Genomic DNA, 24,062 nt, shown 5'->3' with positions numbered 1-24,062 from the left:
CCTCGGGGGGCAGCGAATACACGAAGTGATGGAGCGTGGGGGTTGTCATGTCTATCCCAGGGCTTTCTTGTAGCGGCCTTCGACCAGCCGGTTGTAGCTCAGCATCACCACCAGGTTGGCCACCAGCAGCGTCAGGGCCACGGCCGCGCCCAGTGGCCAGTTCAGTTCGTGCAGGTACTCGTCGTAGACCACGGTGGCCACCATCTTCAGGCGCCGCCCGCCCAGCAGGCCGGGGATCGCGAAGGAGCTGGCCGCCAGGCCGAACACGATCAGGCTGCCCGAGAGGATGCCCGGCAGCACCTGCGGCAGCACGATGCGGCGCAGCGTGGTGAACGGCGATGCCTTGAGCGACAGCGCCGCGTTCTGCACCCCGGGGTCGAGCTTCTGCAGCGAGGTCCATACCGGGATCACCATGAAGGGCAGCATCACGTGCACCAGGGCGACGATGACGGCGATCTCGGTGTAGAGCATCTTCACGGGGCCGATGCCGATGAGCTTGAGCGTGCCGTTGACCAGGCCCTCGGGCCCGAGCAGCATGCTCCAGCCGAAGGCGCGCACCACCACCGATACCAAGAGGGGAGCCAGTACCACCAGCAGCAGCACCGAGCGCCAGGGGTTGCCCATGCGGCTCAGGATGTAGGCCTCGGGCGCGCCGATGGCGACGCAGATCACGGTAACCAGCGCCGAGATCCAGAAGGTGCGCCAGAAGATGGCGTGGTAGTACGAGTCGGTGAACACGTGGGCGTAGTGCTCCAGCGTGAACTCGCCGGACTTCACGCCCGTCATCGGGTCGAAGGCGTTGAACGACAGCACGGCCGTGAGCGCCAGCGGCACCAGCAGCAGGCAGGTGAACAGCACCAGCGCCGGGGCCGACAGCCACCAGGGCACGGCCTTGCGGGTGGCGCTGCTCATGGGGCCACCTCGGCCTCGGGTTCGGCCAAGGCGGCTTCATCGGCGGGCAGCAGGCGCATGCAGTGGTCGGGCCAGTCCACACCGGTGCGGTCGCCCTCGTCGAGCGCGTTGCGGCCGTCATTGGGCACCAGCACCATCAGCTCGCCCACGGGGGTGGCCACGCGGTACAGCCACTGGCTGCCCAGGAAGAAGCGTTCGCCCACCTCGCCGTCGAGCCGGCCCTGCACGGCGGGCACCAGCTGCAGCTTCTCGGGCCGCACGCTGAGCAGCACGGCGGCGCCAGGCCGAAACTCCGGGCCCTCGACCTGCACCGCCAGCGAACCCACGGCCACATGGGTGCGTGCCGTGCCGCTGGCCGTGACCTTGCCGGGCAGCAAGTTGGCCTTGCCCACGAAGGTGGAAATGAAGCGCGTGCGCGGGTGCTCGTACACGCGGTGCGGGTGGTCGATCTGCGTGGCGCGGCCGGCCTCCATCACCACCACGCGGTCGCTGATGGACATGGCCTCGCTCTGGTCGTGCGTGACCATCACCGTGGTCGTGCCCACCTTGCGCTGGATCTGGCGCAGCTCGAACTGCATCTCCTCGCGCAGCTTGGCGTCGAGGTTGGACAGGGGCTCGTCGAGCAGCAGCACCGGCGGCTCGATCACCAGCGCGCGCGCCAGCGCCACGCGCTGGCGCTGGCCGCCCGAGAGCTCGCGCGGGTAGCGCGTGGCGTGGGCCTCCAGGTGCACCAGCCCCAGGGCCTGGGCCACGCGCTCCTTGCGCTCGGCCTTGGGCATCTTGCGCATCTCCAGGCCGAAGCTCACGTTGTCGGCCACCGTCATGTGCGGGAACAGGGCATAGCTCTGGAACACGATACCGAGGCCGCGCGTGTTGGCCTTGGCGTGCGTGATGTCGCGGCCGTCGAGCTCGATGCGGCCGTTGGTCACCGCCTCGAAGCCCGCCACCATCTGCAAGGTGGTGGTCTTGCCGCAGCCCGAGGGGCCCAGCAGCGACACGAATTCGCCTTTTTCCACCGAGAGGTTCATGGCCTGCACCGCGCAGGTGCTGCCGTAGAACTTGGTCACATCAGTGAGTTGAAGGAAGGACATGCACGGGCCTTTCTGGTCGCTGTTTCATCGCGGCGCGGCGGCGGTCCTGCGGGCCTGGTGCCTGGGCTGCACCGGCGCGGTGCGGTTTCGGCGGCCCCTGGACTGTCTTGCGCTTTCGATTCAATGTATTGCAGTAATCGGGCCAGTTCGCATCGGGTATTCCATTAATCAGAATATTTATTGAATTTATTTCGATTAATGGAATATGATGATGTTTGAGAGTGCCGTTTATTCCACAGGAGCAGTGCATGGAACCAGCTTCCACCTCCACGGGCGGAGTGCCCCGCATGTTTGCCGTCATCCGGGCCCTGGCCGATGTACAGGCCGAGGGCGGGCGCGTCACCCAATTGGCGCGTGCCGTGGGCCTGACCCAGGGCACGACGCACCGTTTGCTGCAATCGCTGGTGGCCGAGGGCATGGCCGAACAGGACGAGCGCAGCAAGCTCTACCGCCTTTCCACCGAGTTCTTCGCGCTGGCCGCCAAGGCCGGCAACCCGGGCGATCTGCGCAGCCTGTGCCGGCCTGCACTGCTGCGCCTGAGCGCCAGCCTGGGCGACAGCATCTTTTTGCTGGTGCGCAGCGGCTTCGATGCGATCTGCCTGGACCGCAGCGAGGGGCCATTCCCCATCCGTTCCTTCACCGGCGACATCGGCGGGCGGGTTGCACTGGGGGTGGGGCAGGGTGCGCTGGCCATCCTGGCCTTCCTGCCCGAGGCCGAGCGCGAGGAAGTCATCCGCTTCAACCTCTCGCGCGTGCGCGAGTACGGCGTGTACGACGAGGTCTACCTGCGCACCGAGATCGAGCGCGTGCGCCAGACGGGCTATGCCGCGCGCAACACCGGCCTGCTCGAAGGCATGGCCGGCGTGGGTGTGCCCGTGCTCGATCGCGAGGGCCGTGCGGTGGCCGCATTGAGCGTGGGCACCATCGCCGCGCGCCTCAACGAGGACCGCCTGCCCACCGTGGTGGAGCTGCTCAAGCGCGAGGCGGCCGCCATCGGACCGCGCATCCACCCCTTCGATGCCACCTTGCGCCGCCCCACGCAAAGCCTGGCAGGCCAGCAGCCGGAGCAGCGTCTGGTGCCGGGCGGCCCGGCTACGGGGCCGGGCTGAGCCGGGCCGCGGTGCCGGCCCCCGCACATTGCAAGAGCAGCCAGTCCCTGAAGGCCTTGACCAGCGGCGTCTGCGCGCGCGCCTCGGGGTAGACGAGGTAGTAGGCCTCGCTGCTGGTGAGCACGTCGGTGGAAAGGGCCACCAGGGCCCCCGAGGCCAGTTCGCCTTCGATCAGAAAGCGCGGCAGCAGCGCTGCGCCCAGGCCCGACACCGCCGCCTGCGCGATCATCGAAAACTGCTCATAGCGCGGGCCACGCAGCGCCTGCGGGGTGGGGGCGCCCAGGCGCTCGAACCATTCGGTCCATTGCGTGGGCCGGGTGTTCTGCTGCAGCAGCACGGCCCCTGCGAGGTCGGCCGGTGTGTGCAGTTGCTGCTGCGCGCGGTAGTGGGGGCTGCACACGGGCAGCACCTCCTCGTGCATCAGGTACTCGCACACGGCGCCGGCCCAGTGCGGTGCGCCGAAGTGGATGGCTGCGTCCATCGGCTCCTGCGCGAAGTCGAAGGGTTCGGAGCGGGCCGAGAAGTTCACCGTGGCATCGGGGTACAGCGCCATGAAGCCCGGCAGCCGCGGAATCAGCCAGCGCGTGCCCAGCGTGGGCAGCACGGCCAGGTTGAGCAGGCCGCCCGCGCTCGAAAACGCCATGGCCTTCTGCGTGGCGGCCGACAGCTGCTGCAGCAGGGCGCGCACGTCGGCCGCGTAGACGCGTCCGGCATCGGTCAGCACCACGCGCTGGCGCACGCGGTGGAACAGGGCCATGCCCAGTTGCTCCTCCAGCTGGCGTATCTGGCGCGATACCGCGCTCTGCGTGAGGTGCAGTTCCTCCGCTGCGCGCGAGACACTGGTGTGGCGTGCCGCCGCCTCGAAGGCGAGCAGGTCGCCCACGGGCGGCAGAAAGGTCTTGCGAAACATGGTTGTTCATGCTCCTCGGGAATGATTCTCAGGGTTTACACCGCTGGCGCACCGCGATGGTGCCTGCTTTATCCCCGAAATGGGCACAGATGTTGAAGTGACTTGATTCTATTTGCGAATCAAGTTGTTCCAATTTTTTGCTATCCGCCACCCGGCGATTGGGCGATATTGGGCGCATTGATTTTTGGAATGCCGCCATGTCCGCACCCTCTGCTGTCTCCCACTCCCTCGTGACCGATGTCGATGCCCTGCTGCAGCGCCTGGGCGTGCCGCGCGCCGCCTACACCGGTGGCGGCCTGTCGGTGCGCTCGCCGATCACCGGCGAGGCCATTGGTGCCGTGCACGAGGTCTCGGCGGGTGACGCCACCGCCGCCATCGCCCGCGCGCAGACGGCCTTCCTGGCCTGGCGCAACGTGCCGGCCCCGCGCCGCGGCGAGCTCGTGCGCCTGCTGGGCGAGGAACTGCGCGCCGCCAAGGACGACCTGGGCCTGCTGGTGACGCTGGAGGCCGGCAAGATCCCCTCCGAAGGCCTGGGCGAGGTGCAGGAGATGATCGACATCTGCGACTTCGCCGTCGGCCTGTCGCGCCAGCTCTACGGCCTGACCATCGCTACCGAGCGCCCTGGCCACCGCATGATGGAAACCTGGCACCCGCTGGGCGTGTGCGGCGTGATCTCGGCCTTCAACTTCCCCGTGGCCGTGTGGTCGTGGAACGCCGCCCTGGCCCTGGTCTGCGGCGACTCGGTGGTCTGGAAGCCGTCCGAGAAGACGCCCCTCACCGCCCTGGCCACGCATGCCATCGCCCAGCGCGCGCTGGCCCGCTTCGGCGATGCGCCCGAAGGTCTGCTGGAGCTGCTGATCGGCCAGCGCGCCATCGGCGAGGTGCTGGTGGACGATGCCCGCGTGGCCGTGCTCTCGGCCACCGGCTCCACCGCCATGGGCCGCGCGGTCGGCCCGCGCCTGGCCGCCCGTTTCGCGCGCGCCATCCTGGAGCTCGGTGGCAACAACGCCGCCATCGTCGCGCCATCGGCCGACCTCGACTTGGCGCTGCGCGGTATCGCCTTCGCCGCCATGGGCACGGCCGGCCAGCGCTGCACCACGCTGCGCCGCCTGTTCGTGCACGACAGCATCTACGACACGCTGGTTCCGCAACTCACCAAGGTGTACGGCAACGTGCAGGTGGGCGACCCGCGCGCCGCCGGCACCCTGGTCGGCCCGCTGATCGACCGCGGCGCCTACGACGGCATGCAGAAGGCGCTGGACGAAGCCCGCGCCCTGGGTGCCAAAGTGCATGGCGGCGACCGCGTGCAGGGCGTGGCCGGCAGCGATGCGTACTATGTGCGCCCCGCGCTGGTCGAGCTTTCAAAGCACGAAGGCCCGGCACTGCACGAGACCTTCGCGCCCATCCTCTATGTGGTGCGCTACAGCACGCTCGATGAAGCCATCGCCTGGAACAACGCCGTGGGCGCCGGGCTGTCGTCCTCGATCTTTACGCTCAATGTGCGCGAGGCCGAGCAGTTCATGTCGGCGGCCGGGTCGGACTGCGGCATCGCCAACGTCAACATCGGCCCGAGCGGTGCCGAGATCGGTGGCGCCTTCGGCGGCGAGAAGGAAACCGGCGGCGGCCGCGAAGCCGGCTCCGACAGCTGGAAGGCCTACATGCGCCGCGCCACCAACACCGTCAACTACTCCACCGCGCTGCCGCTGGCGCAAGGTGTGAAGTTCGACGTCTAAGAAGGTGCGAACGAACCCGCCATGCCCGCTCATCCCACCAAAACACGCGCGCTCGTCGTTGCAAATGCTCGCCATAGCCCGAGCTATGGCTGTGCTTTGCGCCTAGATCGCACGCGTTGTGGCGGCCTGCTCGGACACGCCGGATTCATTCACACCTTCTAACCACACTGTTCGCTACGCCAATGCCCAGGAGCACCACCAGCATGCCCATCGTGATCATCGGCGGCGGCGTGATCGGCAGTGCCATCGCCTACTTCCTCACGCTGCAGCAGCCGGGCTGCGAGGTCGTGGTGGTGGAGCGGGATCCGACCTATGCACGCGCCTCCTCGGCGCTGTCGGCCAGCTCCATCCGCCAGCAGTTCTCCACCGACATCAACGTCCTGATCTCGGCCTACGGCATCGACTTTCTGCGCAATGTGGGCGCGCTTTTGGCCTGCAACGGCGATGTGCCCGACGTCGGCCTGCACGAGGGCGGCTACCTGTACCTGGCCACTGCGGCTGGTGAGGCCACGCTGCGCGACAACCATGCGCTGCAAAGGCGCCATGGTGCCGATGTGGCGCTGCTCGCACCGGACGAGCTGGCTGCACGCTTTCCCTGGCTGGCGCTGCAGAACGTGGTGCTGGGCTCGCTCGGCCTGTCGGGCGAGGGCTGGTTCGACGGCTACCTGCTGCTGACCGCGCTGCGCAAGAAGGCCCAGAGCCAGGGCGTGCGCTATGTGGCCGACGAGGCCGTGGGCTTTGACCTGGTCACCAGCGACGGCGTGCAGCATGTCACCGCCGTGCAGTTGCAAAGCGGCACCACGCTGCCCTGCAGCCATGCCGTGAACGCCGGTGGACCCTGGGCTGCCGCCATTGGAGGCTGGGCCGGCATTGCCCTGCCCGTGGTGGGCAAGCGCCGCACCGTGTTCCATCTGTCCAGCCCGGCCCCACTGCCGCGCTGCCCCCTGCTCATCGACACCAGCGGCATCTGGCTGCGGCCGGAGGGCCAGGGCTTCATTGCCGGCTTTGCACCGCCCGCTGACCAAGACGCCGACTTCGCCCCGCTGGAGCCCGAATACCACGCGTTCGAGGAGCATGTCTGGCCCCTGCTGGCCGAGCGCATCCCGGGCTTCGAGGCGCTGCGCATGCAGGGCGCCTGGGCCGGCTACTACGAGATGAATACCTTCGACCACAACGCCATCGTGGGCCTCTCGCCTGCGTGCGACAACCTGGTGTTCGCCAATGGCTTCTCGGGCCATGGCCTGCAGCAGTGCCCTGCCGTCGGGCGGGGCGTGGCCGAGCTGCTGCTCACGGGCGCCTACCAGAGCCTGGACCTGTCGCCCCTGTCCATCACGCGCATCGCCGAGAACCGGCCGCTGCTGGAAAAGAACGTCATCTGAATCGCAGCAACGCCGCATTCGTGCGGCGCGCCCCCACCGCTTTCCCAACGCCATCCACAACAACCACCGGAGACAACGACATGGCTTTTTCCCCCAACCGCAAGATGATGGCCGTGGCCCTGGCCGCACTGCTGTGCGCCGCAGGTGCCAGTGCCCAGACCACACTCGAGAAGATCAAGGCCAGCGGCAAGGTCGTGCTCGGGGTGCGCGAGACCTCGCCTCCGATGGCCTATGCGCTGGGCGCCAACGAGAAGTACGTGGGCTACCACGTCGAGCTGTGCGAGCGCGTGCTCAAGGAGATCGTGCCCGACGCCAAGCTCGAGTACATGGCCGTGACGGCGCAGAACACACTGCCGCTGGTGCAGAACGGCACGCTCGACATCGGCTGCGGCCCCACCACCAACAACACCGCGCGCCAGCAGCAGGTGGCCTTTGCGGTGACCACCTATGTGAGCGAGGTGCGCATGGCGGTGCGCAAGGACTCGGACCTCAAGTCCGTCAGCCAGCTCGCAGGCCGCACCATTGCGGCATCCACCGGCACCACGGCCGTGCAACTGCTGCGCAAGCAGGAGCGCGCCCTGGGCGGTGCGTCCGTCAAGACCGTGCTGGGCAAGGACCACCACGAAAGCTTTTTGCTGCTCGAATCCGGCCGCGCCGATGCCTTCGTGCTCGACGACAACCTGCTGGCCGGGATGATCGCCAACGCCAAGGACCCTTCGGCCTACCGCATCGTGGGCGAGCCGCTGGGCGCCGAGCCGATTGCGCTGCTGTTCCGCAAGGACGACCCCAGCTTCAAGGCCGCCGTCGACGGTGTGCTCACCAAACTCATGCAGAGCGGTGAGATGGAAAAGATCTACAGCAAATGGTTCATGAGTCCCATCCCGCCCAAGAACGTGGCCCTGAACCTGCCGCTGGGCACCACGCTGCGCCAGCTGTTCGCCGCCCCCAACGACAAGCCCCTGGAGTCCTACCAGCAATGAACGCTGCCATCCCCGCCACGGCCTTTCGTGCAGCCGACCGCATCAGCGCCATCGGCGTGTCGGACATCGTGCGCATCACCCAGGCCGCCAATGAGCTCAAGCGCCAGGGCCAGCCCGTGATCGTGCTGGGCCTGGGCGAGCCGGACTTCGATACGCCCCTCCACATCCAGGAGGCCGCGCAGCAGGCCATGGCGCGGGGCGACACGCACTACACGGTGCTGGACGGCACGCCTGCACTCAAGGCGGCCATCGCGCTCAAGTTCCGCCGTGACAACGGCCTGGAGTTCGCAGCCAACGAGATCACGGTGGGCGCGGGTGCCAAGCAGGTCATCTACAACGCGCTGATGGCCAGCCTGAACCCTGGCGACGAGGTGATCCTGGCCGCGCCGTACTGGACCTCGTACGCCGACATGGTGCTGATCGCGGGCGGCGTGCCCGTGGTGGTTCCGTGCAGCGAGGCCAACGGCTTTCGCCTCACGGCCGGGCAGCTCGACGCTGCCATCACGCCGCGCACGCGCTGGGTGTTCATCAACTCCCCTTCCAACCCCAGCGGCACGGCCTACAGCGCTGAGCAGCTGCAGCCCATCCTGGAGGTGGTGCTGCGCCACCCGCAGGTCTGGGTGCTGGCGGACGACATCTACGAACACATCCTGTACGGCGGCCATGCGTTCGCCACGCCGGTGGCGGTGCTGCCCGCACTGCGCGAGCGCACGCTCACCGTGAACGGCGTCTCCAAGTCGTACGCCATGACGGGCTGGCGCATCGGCTACGGTGCGGGCCCGCGCGCACTGATTGCGGCCATGGCCGTGGTGCAGAGCCAGGCCACCTCGTGCGCATCGTCCATCAGCCAGGCAGCGGCCGTGGCGGCGCTCACCGGCCCGCAGGACATCGTGGCCGAGCGCTGCCGCGAGTTTCAGGCGCGGCGCGACCTGGTGGTGGCCGCGCTCAACGCTTCGCCCGGGCTGCGCTGCCGCGTGCCCGAAGGGGCGTTCTACACCTTTGCCAGCTGCGAAGGCGTGCTGGGCCGCACCACGCCGGGCGGTGCCATGCTGCGCAGCGATGCGGATTTTTGCGACTACCTGCTGCGCGAGTTCCACGTGGCGGTGGTCCCTGGCAGCGTGCTGGGACTGGCGCCGTACTTCCGGATCTCGTACGCTGCGTCCATGGCCGACCTGCAGGAAGCCTGCGCGCGCATCCGCCGCGCGTGCGAGGCGCTGCGCTGACGATTTTTTGATTGTTGTTTGTTTCTCTCGTTCCGGAATCCTGACATGACCACGCCTTCCTCCCCCAGCCATACCGCCAGCCGCACGGGCGGCCAGATCCTGGTCCAGCAGCTCATCACCCATGGCGTCAAGCAGCTGTTCTGCGTGCCTGGTGAAAGCTACCTGGCGGTGCTCGACGCGCTGCACGACGCCGACATCGCCGTCACCGTCTGCCGCCAGGAAGGGGGCGCGGCCATGATGGCCGAGGCCCAGGGCAAGCTCACGGGCCAGCCCGGCATCTGCTTCGTCACGCGCGGGCCGGGTGCCACCAATGCCTCGGCGGGCGTGCACATCGCGCACCAGGATTCGACGCCGATGATCCTGTTCGTGGGCCAGGTGGCGCGCGGTGCGCTCGGGCGCGAGGCCTTCCAGGAGCTGGACTACGGCGCCGTCTTCGGCACCATGGCCAAGTGGGTGGTGCAGATCGACGACCCGGCGCGCGTGCCCGAGCTGATTTCGCGCGCCTTCCACGTCGCCACCTCGGGCCGGCCCGGCCCCGTGGTGGTGGCCCTGCCCGAGGACATGCTGACCGAGGCAGCGGCGGTGGCCGATGCGCTGCCCTACCAGGCGGCCGAGACCCACCCCGGCGCCGCGCAGATGGCCGAGCTGGCCGAGCGCCTGCGCAATGCGCAGCAGCCCGTGGCCATTCTGGGCGGCAGCCGCTGGTCCGAGCAGGCCGTGCGCGAATTCACGGCCTTTGCAGAGGCCTGGTCCCTGCCCGTGTACTGCTCGTTCCGCCGGCAGATGCTGTTCCCTGCCACGCACGCCTGCTATGGCGGCGACCTGGGCCTGGGCGTGAACCCGAAGCTGCTGGCGCGCATCCGCGCGTCGGACCTGGTGTTGGTGGTCGGTGGGCGACTGTCCGAGGTGCCGTCGCAGGGCTATGAGCTGTTCGCCATTCCCAACCCCGTGCAGCCCATCGTGCACGTGCTCGCCGATGCGGACGAACTGGGCAAGCTGTACCGGCCCGCGCAGCCGATCCATGCCACGCCCCAGGCCTTCACGGCTGCTCTGGTGGCGGTGCGCCCCACCGCACCGGTGCCATGGCAGGCCCATGCCGAAGCCGCCCATGCCGAGTACCTGGCCTGGAGCGACACCGCGCCCATCCGCATCCCCGGCGAACTGCAGATGGGCCAGGTGATGCAGCACTTGAAGGAGGTGCTGCCGGCCGACACCATCTTCTGCAACGGCGCAGGCAACTTCGCCACCTGGATCCACCGCTTCTGGCCCTTCACCACCTATGCCAGCCAGTTGGCCCCCACCAGCGGCTCCATGGGCTACGGCCTGCCGGCCGGCGTGGGCGGCAAGCGCCTGTGGCCGCAGCGCGAGGTGGTGGTCTTTGCCGGCGACGGCGACTTCCTGATGCACGGCCAGGAGTTCGCCACCGCCGTGCAGTACGGCCTGCCCATCATCGTGGTGCTGCTGGACAACGCCATGTACGGCACCATCCGCATGCACCAGGAGCGCGAGTACCCGGGTCGCGTGAGCGCCACCGCGCTCAAGAACCCCGACTTCAAGGCCTATGCGGCGGCCTTCGGCGGCCATGGTGAGCGCGTGACCACCACCGAGGAGTTCGCCCCGGCCCTGGCCCGTGCGCGCGCCAGCGGCCTGCCCAGCGTGCTGCACTGCCTGATCGACCCCGAGGCGATCACGCCCACGGGCACGCTGCAGGGCCTGCGCACCGCAGCACTCGCCAAGAAGTAACCGCCCCTCACACCCTGCAGACAGCTGGGCGGCTGACAGCAGGGTGGCGGCGCTTTTGCGCACAATGGAGGCCGTGACCTCCCCACCTCCCGACGAGCCTTCAGCCCCGCGCCTGCGCCGCATCGCGCACCTGGACATGGATGCCTTCTTCGCCTCCGTGGAGCTGCTGCGCTACCCGCAGCTCAAGGGCCTGGCCGTGGTGATCGGCGGCGGGCGTCGCAAGGTGGACGAACTGCTGCACCAGACGCCCGACGGCACGGGCCTGCGCGAGCCGCATTTCATCCCGGTAGCCGACTTCCCGCGGCTCAAGGACTATGTGGGCCGCGGCGTCATCACCACCGCGACCTACGCGGCGCGGCAGTTCGGCGTGGGATCGGCCATGGGCATGATGAAGGCCGCCAAACTCTGTCCCCAGGCCATCGTGCTGCCCGTCGATTTCGACGAGGTGCGCCGCTTCTCGCGCCTGTTCAAGAGCACCATCACCGACATCGCCCCTGTGATGCAGGACCGGGGGGTGGACGAGGTGTACATCGACTTCACCGACGTGCCCGGCGGCCAGCGCGAGGGCGGCCGGGTGCTGGCGCGGCTGATCCAGAAAAGCATCTTCGACGTGACGGGGCTGACCTGCTCCATCGGCGTGGCGCCCAACCGGCTCTTGGCCAAGATGGCCAGCGAGTTCAACAAGCCCAACGGCATCTCCATCGTCTACGAGAACGAGCTTGAATCGAAGATCTGGCCGCTCAACGTGCGCAAGATCAATGGCATCGGCCCCAAGGCGGGCGAAAAGCTCGCGGCGCTGGGCATAACGACCATCGGCCAACTGGCCGCGCAGGAGCCGCAGTGGCTCATCGAGCGCTTCGGCAAGTCGAGCGGCGCCTGGATGCACCGCGTGGCCTGGGGCCGCGACGACAGCCCCGTGGTGACCGAGAGCGAGCCCGTGAGCATGAGCCGCGAGACGACCTTCGACCGCGACCTGCACGCCGTGCGCGACAAGGCCGAGCTGGGCCGCATCTTCACCGACCTGTGCGAGCGCGTGGCGGGCGACCTGCAGCGCAAGGGCTATGTCGGCAAGACCATCGGCATCAAGCTGCGCTACGACGATTTCAGGATCGCCACGCGCGACCAGACACTGGACCGCTACACCCAGGACGCGGCCACCATCCGCCGCACGGCCGGCCAGTGCCTCAAGCGCGTGCCGCTGGACCAGAAGCTGCGTTTGCTGGGCGTGCGCGTGGGCACGCTGGAGCGGGAGGGCGAGGTGCCCGACGGCCCGCCGGAGCCGCGCGCCCCCAGGGTGCGCGAGGCCGACCCGCATACCCGCCCTCTTTTTTGAGGGCCGCCGACAGGTCTGCTGTCGTGCAGGGGGCTTGACGAAATCTTACGTCAAACTTGCATTGATCATTCCTCTGGCGGGAGATGGTCATGACGCTCAACGAGCTCCAGCGCATCAAGCAGTGGCATGTGGACCACCGGGTGGAGCATCCGCTGGAATACCACCTGTGGGATCTGGTCCTGACGCTCTGGCTCATGGGCTGGCTGCCTGCCTTTGTGTTTGGCGATGCCTGGGCCGCGCCCCTGTGTTTGGCCGGAACCCTGTTGCCCAGCCTGTATGTGGCGTGGCGCACTCGTGCGCACCGCCTGCACCGATTGCGATGCGACTGGCTGGGCAAGTAAATAGGTCCCTCCTGAATCCCCCAGGCCTTGGAACCTGTTCACGATCCCCCGCGAGATCGTGGGCTGATTCTCACTGCCGTGCCGTGCGCACGTTGCCTGGCAGGGCCTGCGGGTGGCTGGTGCGCAGCGGGTTGATGTCCAGGCCGCCGCGGCGTGTGTAGCGCGCGTAGACCGTGAGCTTGAGCGGCTTGCAGCGCGTCCACAGGTCCATGAAGATGCGCTCCACGCACTGCTCGTGGAATTCGTTGTGGTTGCGAAAGCTCACCAGGTACTGCAGCAGGCCTTCCTGGTCGATGGGGGCACCGGTGTAGCGGATCTGCACGCTGCCCCAGTCGGGCTGGCCGGTCACCAGGCAGTTGCTCTTGAGCAGGTTGCTGGTGAGCACCTCGGTGACGGCGGGCTCGTCGTGCACGGCGTGCAGCAGTTCGGGTGCGGGCTGGTAGTGCGTGCACTCCACGTCCAGGCGGTCCAGGCTCAGGCCGTCGAGCTCGTGCACGGGTTCCTGGTCAAACAGCTCCGGCAGCAGCAGCCGCACGCCCACGGTGGCCGGGTGTTCGGCACCGCGCCAGACGGCCTCGCTCACATCGGCACGGATGCGCGCCTGCACCTCGGAGGCATCGGCAAAGCGCGTGTTGTTGAAGCTGTTGAGGTAGAGCTTGAAGGACTTGCTCTCGACGATGTTCGGCGTTTCGCAGGGGATGGTGATGTGCGCCAGGGCCACCTGCGGCTTGCCGCGCTGGTTGAGCCACGACAGCTCGAACGCTGTCCACAGGTCGGCGCCGAAAAAGGGCGGTGCGGTGGTGACGCCGATCTCGGCGCGCTTGCCCGCGCGCGGGATGGGGAACAGCAGCGAGGCATCGTACTGGTCCACATAGGCGGAGGTCTTGCCCAACTGGGATTGTTCGGGGGTGTTTTCGTTCATGGCGGAGTCTCCTGGTTCCGTGCCTGCGGCGGGCCACAGGGCTGGCGGCAGGCCTTTGTTTACTTGAATTCGCGCTCGCGCAGCCACTTGGTGGCGATCCACTTCTCACCGGCAATCACCGGTGCGCCGCCATGCAGCGTGCGCGTGGAGGGGTGGGCACGTTCATAGCTGAAGAACACGGCATTGCCGCGCTGCGGGCCGACTTCGACATGCACGTCGGGGAAGGTGGTTCCGCCGCCCTTTTCGGGCGTGTTGAGGTACATCACCAGCGTGCCCACGCGCTGCCCGCCGCGCTTCAAGATGGTGGGCGTACCCGGCTCGCCCGGGTCGAAGTAGTCGTAGTGCGGCTTGTACTCGGCGCCGGGGCGGTAGTGCAGCACCTGCAGGCCCTCGCCGTTCTCGATGGGCCAGTCCAGCAGCCGGGCAATGCGCTCCTCGATGCGCTGCACCACCGGGTTCTCGCCGCGCTGGAAGAACATGCCGTCGCTGGTGCGGTCGTCGTTGACCTCTTCGCCGCCGGTCTTGGTGGCTACCGTGAGGGAGCGCGCCATGCGTGGCTCGGCCGCCGCGATCAGGGCATCGCATTCTTCGGGCGAGAGCAGGTTGCCGAAGACCACGATGCGCGGCTTGGCCATGGACAGCAGGATGTTCACCGCGCGGTCGCCGGCATCGATCTGGGCCGGAGATTCGTCCAGGGGCGGCTCAGGCACCTTCACGGCGGGCGGCTGGCCCTGCTGCTCGGCCAGTGCGTTCAGGTGGTCCTGCAGCGTGATTTCCAGCGCCTCGGCGGCTGTGTCCTCGTTCCAGCCCGCATCGCGCATGGACTGCAGCACCACGGGGGCGGCAAAGCCGGCCTCGGCCTGCTCGATGATCCAGCGGCGCAATTCGGGCGTGATCGCCTGGCGTGCTGCGGTGGTGGTGGCGGTGGACGGCGACTGTTCGGAAGACGATGCCATGGCAGATCTCACACGTGGGTCTTGCGCCGGAATACCAGGCGCTCGGGCTCTGAGGCGGCGGGAGCAAAAGTGTAGCCTTCCAGGTCAAAGCCCTGGAGGGCGTGCGGGGTCGCCAGTCGGTGGGTCACGGCGTAGCGCGCCATCAGCCCGCGTGCGCGCTTGGCGTGAAAGCTGATGATCTTGTAGGCGCCACCCTTCCAGTCCTCGAACACGCATTCGAGCACGCGCGCCTTGAGGGCCTTGGTGTCCACCACCTTGAAATACTCCTGGGAGGCCAGGTTCACCACCACGGGCGTGGTGTCGGCCCGCAAGCGCTTGTTCAGGTGCTCCGCGATGCGGCTGCCCCAGAAGTGGTAGAGGTTGCTGCCAGCATCGGTGGCCAGGCGCGTGCCCATCTCCAGGCGGTAGGGCTGCATCCGGTCCAGCGGGCGCAGCATGCCGTACAGGCCGCTCAGGATGCACACATGGTCCTGCGCCCATTGCAGGTCTTCGCTGCCCAGCGAGCGTGCGTCCAGGCCTTCATAGACATCGCCGTTGAAGGCCAGCAGGGCCTGGCGCGAGTTGCTGGCAGTGAAGCGCGGCTTCCAGGCCTGGTAGCGCGCCATGTTCAGGGCCGCGAGCGGGTCGCTCAGCGACATCAGCGTGGCGATGTCCTGGTGCGACTTTTCGCGCAGCACCTGGATCAGGGCCGTGGATTGGGGCATGAACTGCGGCAGCGTGTGCGGCAGGTCCGGCGGCAGCGGGGTGTCATAGTCCAGCGACTTGGCGGGAGACAGCAGGAACAGCATGGTGGCGTGGGGGCTCGTCGGGGTCGAACAGAAGGAGCGTGGGACACGGGGTCGTGGCTGCAAGGATACCGGTATCGGCCGTGCGCCAGCGCAAACGCACGGCCCAAAAGCAAGAAGGCGGCCGAGGCCGCCTTCTTGCTTGTTCACCGCATCAAGCTGCTGGAGGCTGCTCGAACGGGAGTTTCATCGCCGAGAGGTCGCGGCGGGTTTCCACCAGCACCAGCGGGCCCTCGTCGGCCACCACCACGGGCGGACGCTCGCGCGGCACGTGGATGGGCTTGGGCTCTGCCGCGATCGCGGCCTGCACGGCGGCGATCTTTGCGGCATCGGAGTTCACCCACTGCAGGCCCGACGACTCGGCGACCTGCTGCAGCTCGCCGAGCGGCAGGGTGAAGGCCTGCACAAGCGGCAGGCCCGCGGCCGGGGCTGCGACCGGTGCCGGGGCCGCCGCCACGGGCGCCGCGGCGACAGGGGCCGGGGCCACAGGTGCGGGCGCCACGGGTGCGGGGGCTGCGACGACGGGTGCAGCTGCCGCTACCACCGGGGCAGGGGCAGCCGGGGCAGGCGCCACGGGAGCCACAGCCACGGGGGCTGGCGCGCTGTCCTGGACGGGGGCTGCCACAGGTGCCGTGCCTTGCGCGGCGGTGGGTGCCGGTGCGTTGAAGTAGCTGCGGCGTGGCGCTTCGTCCTGGGGCTCGGCCGTTGGGGCCGGAACTGACGAGGTATCGAAGTCCAGCAGGGGCGCTGCAGGTGCGGCTGCCGCCTCGGCGTTGTCGCGTGGACCGCGCTCGCCACGTTCGCGGCGGTCACGGCCATAGCGGTCGCGCGAGCGGCGCTCGCGGCGCTGCTCTTCGCTGCCTGCAGCGGTGTTGGCCGACTCATTGCCGGTCAGGTCCAGGTCGGGCAGCAGTGCCAGCGGCGAGGTATCGGCAAAGTCGCCTGCCGGGGCAGCGGCTTCCGTGCCTTCGGCGTTGCGGGGCGCGCGTTCGCTGCGCTCGCCGCGTTCACGCCGGCCGGAGCCGTCGCCGCGTTCGCGGCGGGGGCCGCGCTCGCTGCGTTCGCCACGGGGGGGCTGGCCGGCGGCGGCGTCACTGCCGATCGGGCCTTCCACCTGGGCACCGGCGACGGCCGCTGCCTGCTCGCCATTCAGTGCGCTACCGTTGGCTTGGTTGCGGCCTTCGCCGTCGTTGCGGCCACCACGGCCATTGCGGCCGCCGCGTCCTTCACGGCCCTCGCGGCCTTCGCCCTCGGGGCGGCGTTCGCCGCCTTCGCGCGGTGGACGATTGCCCTGGCCTTCGGCGTCGCGCGGTGCACGGCCTTCGGCCGGGCGTTCGCCACGGCGGCCACGGCCTTCTGCGGCACCTTCGCGGTTGCCACCGTCACGGCCTGCGCCTTCGCGTGGGCCGTCGCTGCGGCCGGGCGCATCGCGGTTGCTGCGGCGTCCGCCACGGCCTTCGCCGCGGCCATCACGGCGCGGTTCGCGGGCGGTGGTTTCCGCTGCGGGTGCGGCTACCGGGGCTGGGGCGGCCACTGGGGCAGGCGCTGCTGGCTTGTCACCGAAGCCGAAGAAACCCTTGATGAAGGCCAGGATGCCTTGCTCCTGGGGCGCGGCAGGCGCCGCAGCGGGTGCCGGTGTGGGCGTGGGGGCTGCAGCAGCTGGCGTGGCGGCAGGGCGCTGGCCCTGGCCGGCGCGTGGTGCGCGGGCCGCGCCTTCGGGGCGGGGCTCGACCTGGGGTGCCGGTGCGTCGGGCAGCACGCCCTTGATCACCGGGGTCTGCTTGTTGGTGGGCTCCTGCGAGCGGCGCGTCACGGCTGTGGGGTCTTCCACTTCCTCGGCGAGCTTGTAGCTGGCTTCGATGTGGTCCAGGCGCGGGTCGTCGTGCTTCAAGCGTTCCAGGCGGTAGTTGGGGGTTTCCAGCGTCTTGTTGGGAACCATCAGCACGGCCACGCGCTGCTTGAGCTCGATCTTGGCGATTTCGGTGCGCTTTTCGTTGAGCAGGAACGAGGCCACTTCCACCGGCACCTGGCAGTGCACGGCGGCCGTGTTGTCCTTCATCGACTCTTCCTGGATGATGCGCAGGATCTGCAGCGCCGAGGACTCGGTGTCGCGGATGTGGCCCGAGCCGCCGCAGCGTGGGCAGGGGATGGACGAACCTTCGGACAGCGCGGGCTTCAAGCGCTGGCGGCTCATTTCCATGAGGCCGAACTTGCTGATGGTGCCGAACTGCACGCGGGCGCGGTCCTGGCGCAGCGCGTCGCGCAGGCGGTTTTCCACTTCGCGGCGGTTCTTGCTCTCCTCCATGTCGATGAAGTCGATCACGATCAGGCCGCCCAGGTCGCGCAGGCGCATCTGGCGCGCCACTTCGTCGGCGGCTTCCAGGTTGGTGCGGGTGGCGGTTTCCTCGATGTCGCCGCCCTTGATGGCGCGGGCCGAGTTCACGTCCACGCTGACCAGCGCTTCGGTGTGGTCGATGACGATGGCGCCGCCCGAGGGCAGTTGCACGGTGCGGGCGTAGGCCGATTCGATCTGGTGCTCGATCTGGAAGCGGCTGAACAGGGCGGCGTCGTCGCGGTAGCGCTTCACGCGGGCGGCATGCTCGGGCATGACGTGCGCCATGAACTGCTGCGCCTGTTCGTAGATGTCGTCGGTATCGATGAGGATGTCACCGATGTCGTTGTTGAAGTAGTCGCGGATCGCGCGGATCACCAGGCTCGATTCCTGGTAGATCAGGAAGGCACCCTTGCCACCCTTGGCGGCGCCGTCGATGGCGTTCCACAGCTTGAGCAGGTAGTTCAGGTCCCACTGCAGCTCGGGCGCGGTGCGGCCGATGCCGGCGGTGCGCGCGATGATGGACATGCCGTTCGGGTACTCCAGCTGGTCCATCGCCTCCTTGAGCTCCGCGCGGTCCTCGCCCTCGATGCGGCGCGATACGCCACCGCCACGGGGGTTGTTGGGCATCAGCACCACGTAGCGGCCGGCCAGCGAGACGAAGGTGGTCAGGGCTGCACCCTTGTTGCCGCGCTCTTCCTTTTCGACCTGGACCAGCAGCTCCTGGCCTTCGCGGATCACTTCATTGATGCGCGCCTGGCTGGGCGAGACGCCCGGGGCGAAATAGCTGCGCGAGATTTCCTTGAACGGCAGGAAGCCGTGGCGGTCTTCGCCGTAGTCGACGAAGCAGGCTTCCAGCGAGGGCTCGACGCGCGTGACGACGGCCTTGTAGATATTGCCCTTGCGCTGTTCGCGCCCCTCGATCTCGATCTCGTAGTCGAGGAGCTTTTGTCCGTCGACGATGGCCAGGCGCCGTTCTTCGGGCTGCGTGGCGTTGATGAGCATCCGCTTCATGATGCGTTTCCTTCTTGTGTTTCGCGGTGGGCAGCGGCGCGGCCGACAGGGCCGTCGCGGGCTGCCACCCGCAGTTCCAAACCATTGAACAAGCTCTACAGGAGCTGTGAATGCCTGGACTGACGCATCGAAACGAAGGGAATTGCCGGGGATGCCGAAAGCCTGCCGCGCGTTAGCGCGGCAGCGAAAGGCAGGGGCGCATGGAAGGGGGCGAGTGGGAGAGGCGCAGTTTTGCCACGAACAAGGTGGCTGGTTGCGCTGGCCGGACGGTTGTTGCAGGCAATTGCGCGCGCATGGCCAGGGGCATGCGCCACCGCCACAAGGTCACAATCCAAGCCATCAACAACCACATGCTCGCTTCGATCCGCTGGCAGACCTTGCCCTGGTGGGGCGCATCTGCCAGCTTGGGGGATTCCGTATCAGTGTTTCAATCTGTCAGCCCGCCGGCTGGCACCCAGGCCATTGCAGGCATCTGGCCTGCAATCTGCGTGGGCGACACCCGCTGGCATCGACCTGCCTGCGCCCGTGTGGCGGTCGTGTGGACTAAACTCCAGACAAATCAACCACTTACACAGCAACGCGCAGGTGAAACACATTATAGGGGGCAAACCGCCATCCGGCCCCGCCCCGGCTTCCAACGTGCCGGCCGCCCGCGTCGTCGAGGTCGACGAGGACTCGGCGGGCCAGCGGCTCGATAACTTTTTGATACGGCATCTCAAGGGTGTGCCCAAGACGCATGTCTACCGCATCATCCGCAGCGGCGAGGTGCGCATCAACAAGGGCCGCGCCAGTGCCGACACCCGGGTGGAGGCGGGCGACCAGGTGCGCCTGCCGCCGGTGCGCATCTCCGACAAGGTGGCCGAGAAGGCCGAGCGCCCGGCACCGGCGCGCGAATTCCCCATCCTGCTCGAAGACGATCACGTGATCGCGCTCGACAAGCCGGCGGGCGTGGCGGTGCATGGTGGCAGCGGGGTGAGCTTCGGTGTCATCGAGCAACTGCGCCAGGCGCGGCCGGGTGCAAGATTTCTGGAACTGGTGCACCGGCTGGACCGGGACACCTCGGGCATTTTGCTGGTGGCCAAGAAGCGCTCGGCGCTCACCCACCTGCAGGACCAGTTCCGCGAGCGCGAAACCGGCAAGACCTACCTGGCCCTGGTCACCGGGGTGTGGGCTGCCAGCAACAAGGTCATCGACCTGCCGCTGCACAAGTACCTGCAGGCCGACGGCGAGCGCCGCGTGCGCGTGACCACGGCCGACGACCCCGACGGCATGCGCTCCATCACCCTGGTCAAGGTGCGCCGGGTGGTGCCGGCGCGCCAGGAACAGGGCCTGCCGGCCATGACGCTGCTGGAGGTGACCATCAAGACCGGGCGCACGCACCAGATTCGCGTGCACCTGGCCAGCCAGGGGCATGCCATCGTCGGGGACGACAAGTACGGCGATTTTGAGCTGAACAAACGCTTGCAGAAGCTGGGCATGCGGCGCATGTTCCTGCACGCCTGGAGGTTACAGTTCAACCACCCGGCCGGTGGCGAGCGCGTGGCGCTCGACGCCGAACTGCCGCCCGAGCTGGCCGGTTTTGTCCCTTCTGCCTGAGTGCCCCGTCCCATGCGTCCCACGCCCCGCCCCCGCCGTTTCGACCTGATCGCCTTTGACTGGGATGGCACCCTGTTCGATTCCACCCAGATCATCGTGCGCTGCATCCAGGCGGCCGTGAAGGACGTGGGCGGCACTGTGCCCACGGACCAGGCTGCCTCGTACGTGATCGGCATGGCCCTGATGCAGGCGCTGGCCCATGCGGCGCCCGATGTGCCGCCCGAAAAGTACCCCGAGCTGGGCAATCGCTACCGTTTTCACTATGTGCAGCACCAGGACGATCTGAGCCTCTTCGAGGGCGTGCTGCCGATGCTGGCCGATCTGCGCGACGCCGGGCACCTGCTCACGGTGGCCACCGGCAAGAGCCGGCGCGGCCTGGACGATGTGCTGCACTCCAAGGACCTCAAGGGCGTGTTCGACGGTTCGCGCACCGCCGACCAGACGGCCGGCAAGCCCCACCCGCTGATGCTGCAGGAGCTGATGGCCGAGTTCGACGTGCTGCCCGAGCGCGTGCTCATGATCGGCGACACCACGCACGACCTGCAGATGGCGAAAAACGCCGGCTGTGCCAGCGTGGGCGTGAGCTATGGTGCCCATGAGCCCGATGCCTTCCATGTGCTGCAGCCGCTGGTGGTGGCGCATTCCGTGCGCGAACTGCACGACTGGCTGCTGGCCAACGGCTGACCTGTACGCCCCCGCGCCGCTGCTGTCCTGCCATGACCCCTGCCGAATCCACCCCCATCGTCCTGTGCAACAGCGCCGACCTGGCGGACGGCGGGCTGGCGGTGCCGTTTGATGTGCGCTATGCGGGCCAGACCTGCCGGGCCTTTGCCATCCGCTACCGCGGCTTGCCGCATGCCTATCTCAACCGCTGCACGCATGTGGCGATGGAGATGGACTACCAGCCCGACCGCTTTTTCGACGATTCCGGCAACTGGCTGCTGTGCGCCACGCATGGCGCGGCCTACCTGCCCGACACCGGCCAGTGCGCCGGCGGGCCTTGCCGGGGCGGCCTGGTGAAGATAGCCCTGTCGGAGTCCGGTGGTGTGGTGCACTGGCATACTGCGTACAACCTGCAGCCCGTCGAGTTCTAGGAGGCTGTCGGACTTGGAGCGTCGAAAGCGAAAATCGGCCTCAGCGAGGACAGTTTTTTCCGGATTTGCAGCCCCATAGCCAGGCTATGGGGCAAAAAGACGGTGAAAAATGGACCGCTGCGGCCGATTTGCAGCCGACGATTTCCAAGTCCGACAGCCTCCTGGATGAACCGAGCGGGCGCGCCCTGTTTTCCCGCATCCATGCCCGCCATGGGTTGCACGGTGTCTCAAAAGGCCTGAAATGACCGATCCCCAACAGCCCGGAACCCCGGGTTCCGACAAGAACTTCCCCCCATCGCAGGACCTGTGGTCGCAGTCGGCCACACCGTCCGCTGCCCGTGCGGCCGCGCAGGAGCCCGGCTGGGAGCGCGCGACGCTGGAGAAGCTGGCCTTTGCGGCCTTGAGCGAGCAGCGCTCGGCCCGCCGCTGGAAGATTTTCTTTCGCTTTGCCTGGCTGCTGCTGGTTGCGGCCCTGGTCTTTGGTGCCATGCGCCAGGCCTCCACCGGCGCGAGCAAGAGCACACCGCACACGGCGGTGGTGGACATCAAGGGCGAGATCGCCTCGGGCGCCGAGGCCAGTGCCGAGTTCGTGGTGGCCGCCATGCGCAGTGCCTTCGAGGACGAGGGCTCGCAGGCCGTGGTGCTGCTGATCAACTCGCCGGGCGGCAGCCCGGTGCAGGCCGGCATCATCAACGACGAGATCGTGCGCCTGAAGGCCAAGTACAACAAGCCGGTGTATGCCGTGGTCGAGGAGACCTGTGCGTCTGCCGCCTACTACATCGCTGCGGCGGCCGACGAGATCTTCGTGGACAAGGCCAGCATCGTGGGCAGCATCGGCGTGCTGATGGATGGCTTCGGCTTCACCGGCATCATGGAAAAGCTCGGCGTGGAGCGCCGCCTGCTCACGGCCGGCGAGAACAAGGGGTTTCTCGATCCCTTCAGCCCGCAGACCGAAAAGCAGCGCGAGTATGCGCAGGCCATGCTCGACCAGATCCACCAGCAGTTCATCGGCGTGGTGAAGGCCGGCCGCGGCGATCGGCTCAAGGTCACGCCCGAAACCTTCAGCGGCCTGTTCTGGACCGGTCAGCAGGCCGTGGAGATGGGCCTGGCCGACAAGCTGGGCAACCTCGACTTCGTGGCGCGCGAGGTGGTCAAGGCCGAGGAAATCATCGACTACACCCGTCGCGACAACGTGGCCGAGCGACTGGCCAAGCGCTTTGGCGCGGCCATGGGCATCGGCGCCGCCAAGGCGATGATGTCCGCCGGGCCGCAGTTGCGCTGATCAGGAGTCGATTGCGCCGGCCTTGCGCTGGCGCGATCCGTCTTCGAGGATGGTGTCGTCGGCCACGAGCTTGCCGGACTCGTCCCATTGCTTGCGCGCCTCCAGCCGGGTTCGCCCCCGGGCGTTGGGCGCGGTGTAGCGGTCTTCCTGGGCCATGCGGCCATTGGCGTGGAACTGCTGCTGCACGCCGGTGGGAAACTGCTCGGCGGTGAGCATCTCCCGGCGCGTGAGCCGGCCTTCGTCGTCGCGCAGCTCGCGCTGGATGCGGGTGGACTCCCCGGTGCCCGTCACCGTCGAGCGTTCTCGGACCGAGCCGTTGAGGTACCAGCGCTCCAGCAGCGCCTCGCGCCCTTGGGCGTACCCGCGCTGCTCGATCAACGGGCCGCTGCTGCCGAAGCGGCGCAGGCTGAGCAGCGGCCCGCGCGTGTCGCGCAGCAAGCGCTGTGGCTCATCGGGCGCAAAGATGCGCTCCTCGCGCAGCACGCTCTTGCCGCCTTCGGTGAAAAAGCTGCGGTGCACACGCCGGCCTTCCTCGTAGAGCATCTGCTGCGCCACAAGGCCGTCGCTTGTCCATTCGGTGGACAGCAGCAGCCGGCCCTGGTCGTAGCGCACCTGGCCGGCCTTGGCGCCCGCGCTGGTGAACAGTGGGGTGTCTGCGGCGCCTTCGAAGCCGCAGGGCTTGCGGTCCTCGGGCAGCACGCTGGCGCGCGGGCATTGCAGGCGCGTGGGCTGGCCAGCGGCGTTGTATTCGATGGCGAACTGCTCCTGTCCTGCGGCATGGAAGGACAGGCGCTCGGGTCGGCCATTCGCGTCGAAGCGGCGCACCGCCCCGACCGTGCTCCCGTTCTCCGCGAATTCCTCGCGCTTGAGCTGGCCATTGGGCCAGAACTCGGCCACACGGCCTTGGCTGTTGCCGCGCTCGTTCACGCTGCGCTCGCGCGTGAGCCTGCCTTCGCGGTCGAAAAAGCGTTCCTTGCCCAGGTACTTGCCGTCCGTGAGCTCCTGCTCGCGTTGCAGCTGGCCGGTGTTTTCGTCGCGGCATCGCAACAAGCCTGTCAGGCCCGCGGTTTCGGCGCCGTTGGACGGGTTGACGCTCTTGCCGTTGAATTCGCAGCGGATGATGGCGTGTGCGCCCGTGGCACAGGTGCCCAGAGTCAGTAGCAGAAGGGCGGGGATGTGTCGCATGGCACGGGGCGGGCTCAGCGGCCCAGGGCAAACACGATGGGTGTGCGGTTGCTGGGGGCCAGAGGCTGGGCGCGCCACTGGCGCACGAGTTGGCTGCGGATCTGGGCGCTGGGCAGCGTCAGGCCGCTGGCCAGTGCCAGGC

20 protein-coding genes and 1 pseudogene are annotated in these 24,062 nt (G+C 68.1%); 12 read left to right on the top strand and 9 right to left on the bottom strand.

The annotated features are described in order from the left end of the window. Window positions 1-51: 51 nt before the first annotated feature. Entirely contained in the window at window positions 52-912 is an 861-nt protein-coding gene (locus tag U5N23_RS31720) for an ABC transporter permease (RefSeq protein WP_322596649.1), read from the bottom strand. Then, a complete protein-coding gene (locus tag U5N23_RS31715) occupies window positions 909-2,003 on the bottom strand; it encodes an ABC transporter ATP-binding protein (RefSeq protein WP_322596648.1) in 1,095 nt (364 codons plus the stop codon). The genes U5N23_RS31720 and U5N23_RS31715 overlap by 4 nt, the downstream gene beginning before the upstream one ends. Before the next feature lie 248 nt (window positions 2,004-2,251). On the opposite strand from U5N23_RS31715, the gene U5N23_RS31710 reads away from it, so the two are divergent. After that, the gene (locus U5N23_RS31710) at window positions 2,252-3,112 is read left to right on the top strand and encodes an IclR family transcriptional regulator (RefSeq protein ID WP_322596647.1); all 861 of its coding nucleotides are present in this window, start codon (window positions 2,252-2,254) and stop codon (window positions 3,110-3,112) included. Here U5N23_RS31710 and U5N23_RS31705 read toward each other — a convergent pair. Then, window positions 3,096-4,022, bottom strand: coding sequence for a LysR family transcriptional regulator (locus U5N23_RS31705; protein WP_322596646.1), 927 nt, complete (start codon window positions 4,020-4,022; stop codon window positions 3,096-3,098). The two genes, U5N23_RS31710 and U5N23_RS31705, sit on opposite strands and share 17 nt — an antisense overlap. A gap of 197 nt (window positions 4,023-4,219) precedes the next feature. On the opposite strand from U5N23_RS31705, the gene U5N23_RS31700 reads away from it, so the two are divergent. From U5N23_RS31700 to U5N23_RS31670, 7 genes are all read left to right on the top strand, one after another. Beyond that, a complete protein-coding gene (locus U5N23_RS31700; protein WP_322596645.1) occupies window positions 4,220-5,755 on the top strand; it encodes an aldehyde dehydrogenase family protein in 1,536 nt (511 codons plus the stop codon). Window positions 5,756-5,958: 203 nt separating this feature from the next. After that, on the top strand, window positions 5,959-7,134 hold the full coding sequence (locus U5N23_RS31695; protein ID WP_322596644.1) for an FAD-binding oxidoreductase: 1,176 nt from the start codon (window positions 5,959-5,961) through the stop codon (window positions 7,132-7,134). A gap of 80 nt (window positions 7,135-7,214) precedes the next feature. Next, window positions 7,215-8,114: an amino acid ABC transporter substrate-binding protein gene (locus tag U5N23_RS31690; RefSeq protein WP_416208705.1), complete on the top strand. Its 900-nt coding sequence runs from the start codon at window positions 7,215-7,217 to the stop codon at window positions 8,112-8,114. Then, window positions 8,111-9,337: a pyridoxal phosphate-dependent aminotransferase gene (locus U5N23_RS31685; protein ID WP_322596643.1), complete on the top strand. Its 1,227-nt coding sequence runs from the start codon at window positions 8,111-8,113 to the stop codon at window positions 9,335-9,337. The genes U5N23_RS31690 and U5N23_RS31685 overlap by 4 nt, the downstream gene beginning before the upstream one ends. Before the next feature lie 45 nt (window positions 9,338-9,382). Next, window positions 9,383-11,080, top strand: a complete 1,698-nt coding sequence (locus tag U5N23_RS31680; protein ID WP_322596642.1) for a thiamine pyrophosphate-binding protein — start codon at window positions 9,383-9,385, stop codon at window positions 11,078-11,080. 64 nt (window positions 11,081-11,144) lie between these two features. After that, complete coding sequence (locus U5N23_RS31675; RefSeq protein WP_322596879.1) at window positions 11,145-12,413, top strand: DNA polymerase IV; 1,269 nt, start codon at window positions 11,145-11,147, stop codon at window positions 12,411-12,413. An 89-nt stretch (window positions 12,414-12,502) separates the two neighbouring features. Continuing rightward, entirely contained in the window at window positions 12,503-12,754 is a 252-nt protein-coding gene (locus tag U5N23_RS31670; protein WP_322596641.1) for a hypothetical protein, read from the top strand. Window positions 12,755-12,824: 70 nt separating this feature from the next. Here the strand turns inward: U5N23_RS31670 and queF are convergent, their stop codons facing one another. From queF to U5N23_RS31650, 4 genes are all read right to left on the bottom strand, one after another. Then, entirely contained in the window at window positions 12,825-13,676 is an 852-nt protein-coding gene (gene queF / locus U5N23_RS31665; protein ID WP_322596640.1) for an NADPH-dependent 7-cyano-7-deazaguanine reductase QueF, read from the bottom strand. Window positions 13,677-13,735: 59 nt separating this feature from the next. After that, window positions 13,736-14,632, bottom strand: coding sequence for a 2OG-Fe(II) oxygenase (locus U5N23_RS31660; RefSeq protein ID WP_322596639.1), 897 nt, complete (start codon window positions 14,630-14,632; stop codon window positions 13,736-13,738). An 8-nt stretch (window positions 14,633-14,640) separates the two neighbouring features. Further along, on the bottom strand, window positions 14,641-15,420 hold the full coding sequence (gene yaaA / locus U5N23_RS31655; protein WP_322596638.1) for a peroxide stress protein YaaA: 780 nt from the start codon (window positions 15,418-15,420) through the stop codon (window positions 14,641-14,643). 151 nt (window positions 15,421-15,571) lie between these two features. Next, window positions 15,572-18,763 carry an Rne/Rng family ribonuclease gene (locus tag U5N23_RS31650; RefSeq protein ID WP_322596637.1) on the bottom strand — a complete coding sequence of 1,064 codons (3,192 nt, stop codon included), beginning with the start codon at window positions 18,761-18,763 and terminating at the stop codon, window positions 15,572-15,574. A gap of 585 nt (window positions 18,764-19,348) precedes the next feature. On the opposite strand from U5N23_RS31650, the gene U5N23_RS31645 reads away from it, so the two are divergent. From U5N23_RS31645 to U5N23_RS31630, 4 genes are all read left to right on the top strand, one after another. Beyond that, window positions 19,349-20,359, top strand: coding sequence for an RluA family pseudouridine synthase (locus U5N23_RS31645; protein WP_322596636.1), 1,011 nt, complete (start codon window positions 19,349-19,351; stop codon window positions 20,357-20,359). 12 nt (window positions 20,360-20,371) lie between these two features. Further along, window positions 20,372-21,043 carry an HAD-IIIA family hydrolase gene (locus U5N23_RS31640; protein WP_322596635.1) on the top strand — a complete coding sequence of 224 codons (672 nt, stop codon included), beginning with the start codon at window positions 20,372-20,374 and terminating at the stop codon, window positions 21,041-21,043. 32 nt (window positions 21,044-21,075) lie between these two features. Further along, window positions 21,076-21,453 (top strand): Rieske (2Fe-2S) protein, encoded by a 378-nt coding sequence (locus U5N23_RS31635; protein WP_322596634.1) that lies wholly within the window; start codon window positions 21,076-21,078, stop codon window positions 21,451-21,453. A gap of 241 nt (window positions 21,454-21,694) precedes the next feature. Further along, window positions 21,695-22,735, top strand: coding sequence for a S49 family peptidase (locus U5N23_RS31630; protein ID WP_322596633.1), 1,041 nt, complete (start codon window positions 21,695-21,697; stop codon window positions 22,733-22,735). Here the strand turns inward: U5N23_RS31630 and U5N23_RS31625 are convergent, their stop codons facing one another. After that, a complete protein-coding gene (locus U5N23_RS31625) occupies window positions 22,736-23,920 on the bottom strand; it encodes a hypothetical protein (RefSeq protein WP_322596632.1) in 1,185 nt (394 codons plus the stop codon). Window positions 23,921-23,934: 14 nt separating this feature from the next. Continuing rightward, window positions 23,935-24,062: pseudogene (locus tag U5N23_RS31620) on the bottom strand (ribosomal RNA small subunit methyltransferase I); the annotation flags it as partial.

Origin of the sequence: Acidovorax sp. (assembly GCF_034519795.1) — a bacterium.
In the GTDB taxonomy this organism is placed as follows: Bacteria; Pseudomonadota; Gammaproteobacteria; order Burkholderiales; family Burkholderiaceae_C; genus Acidovorax.
The sequence above is the reverse complement of the archived record's forward strand: the minus strand, read 5'-3'. Positions and strand labels throughout refer to the sequence as shown.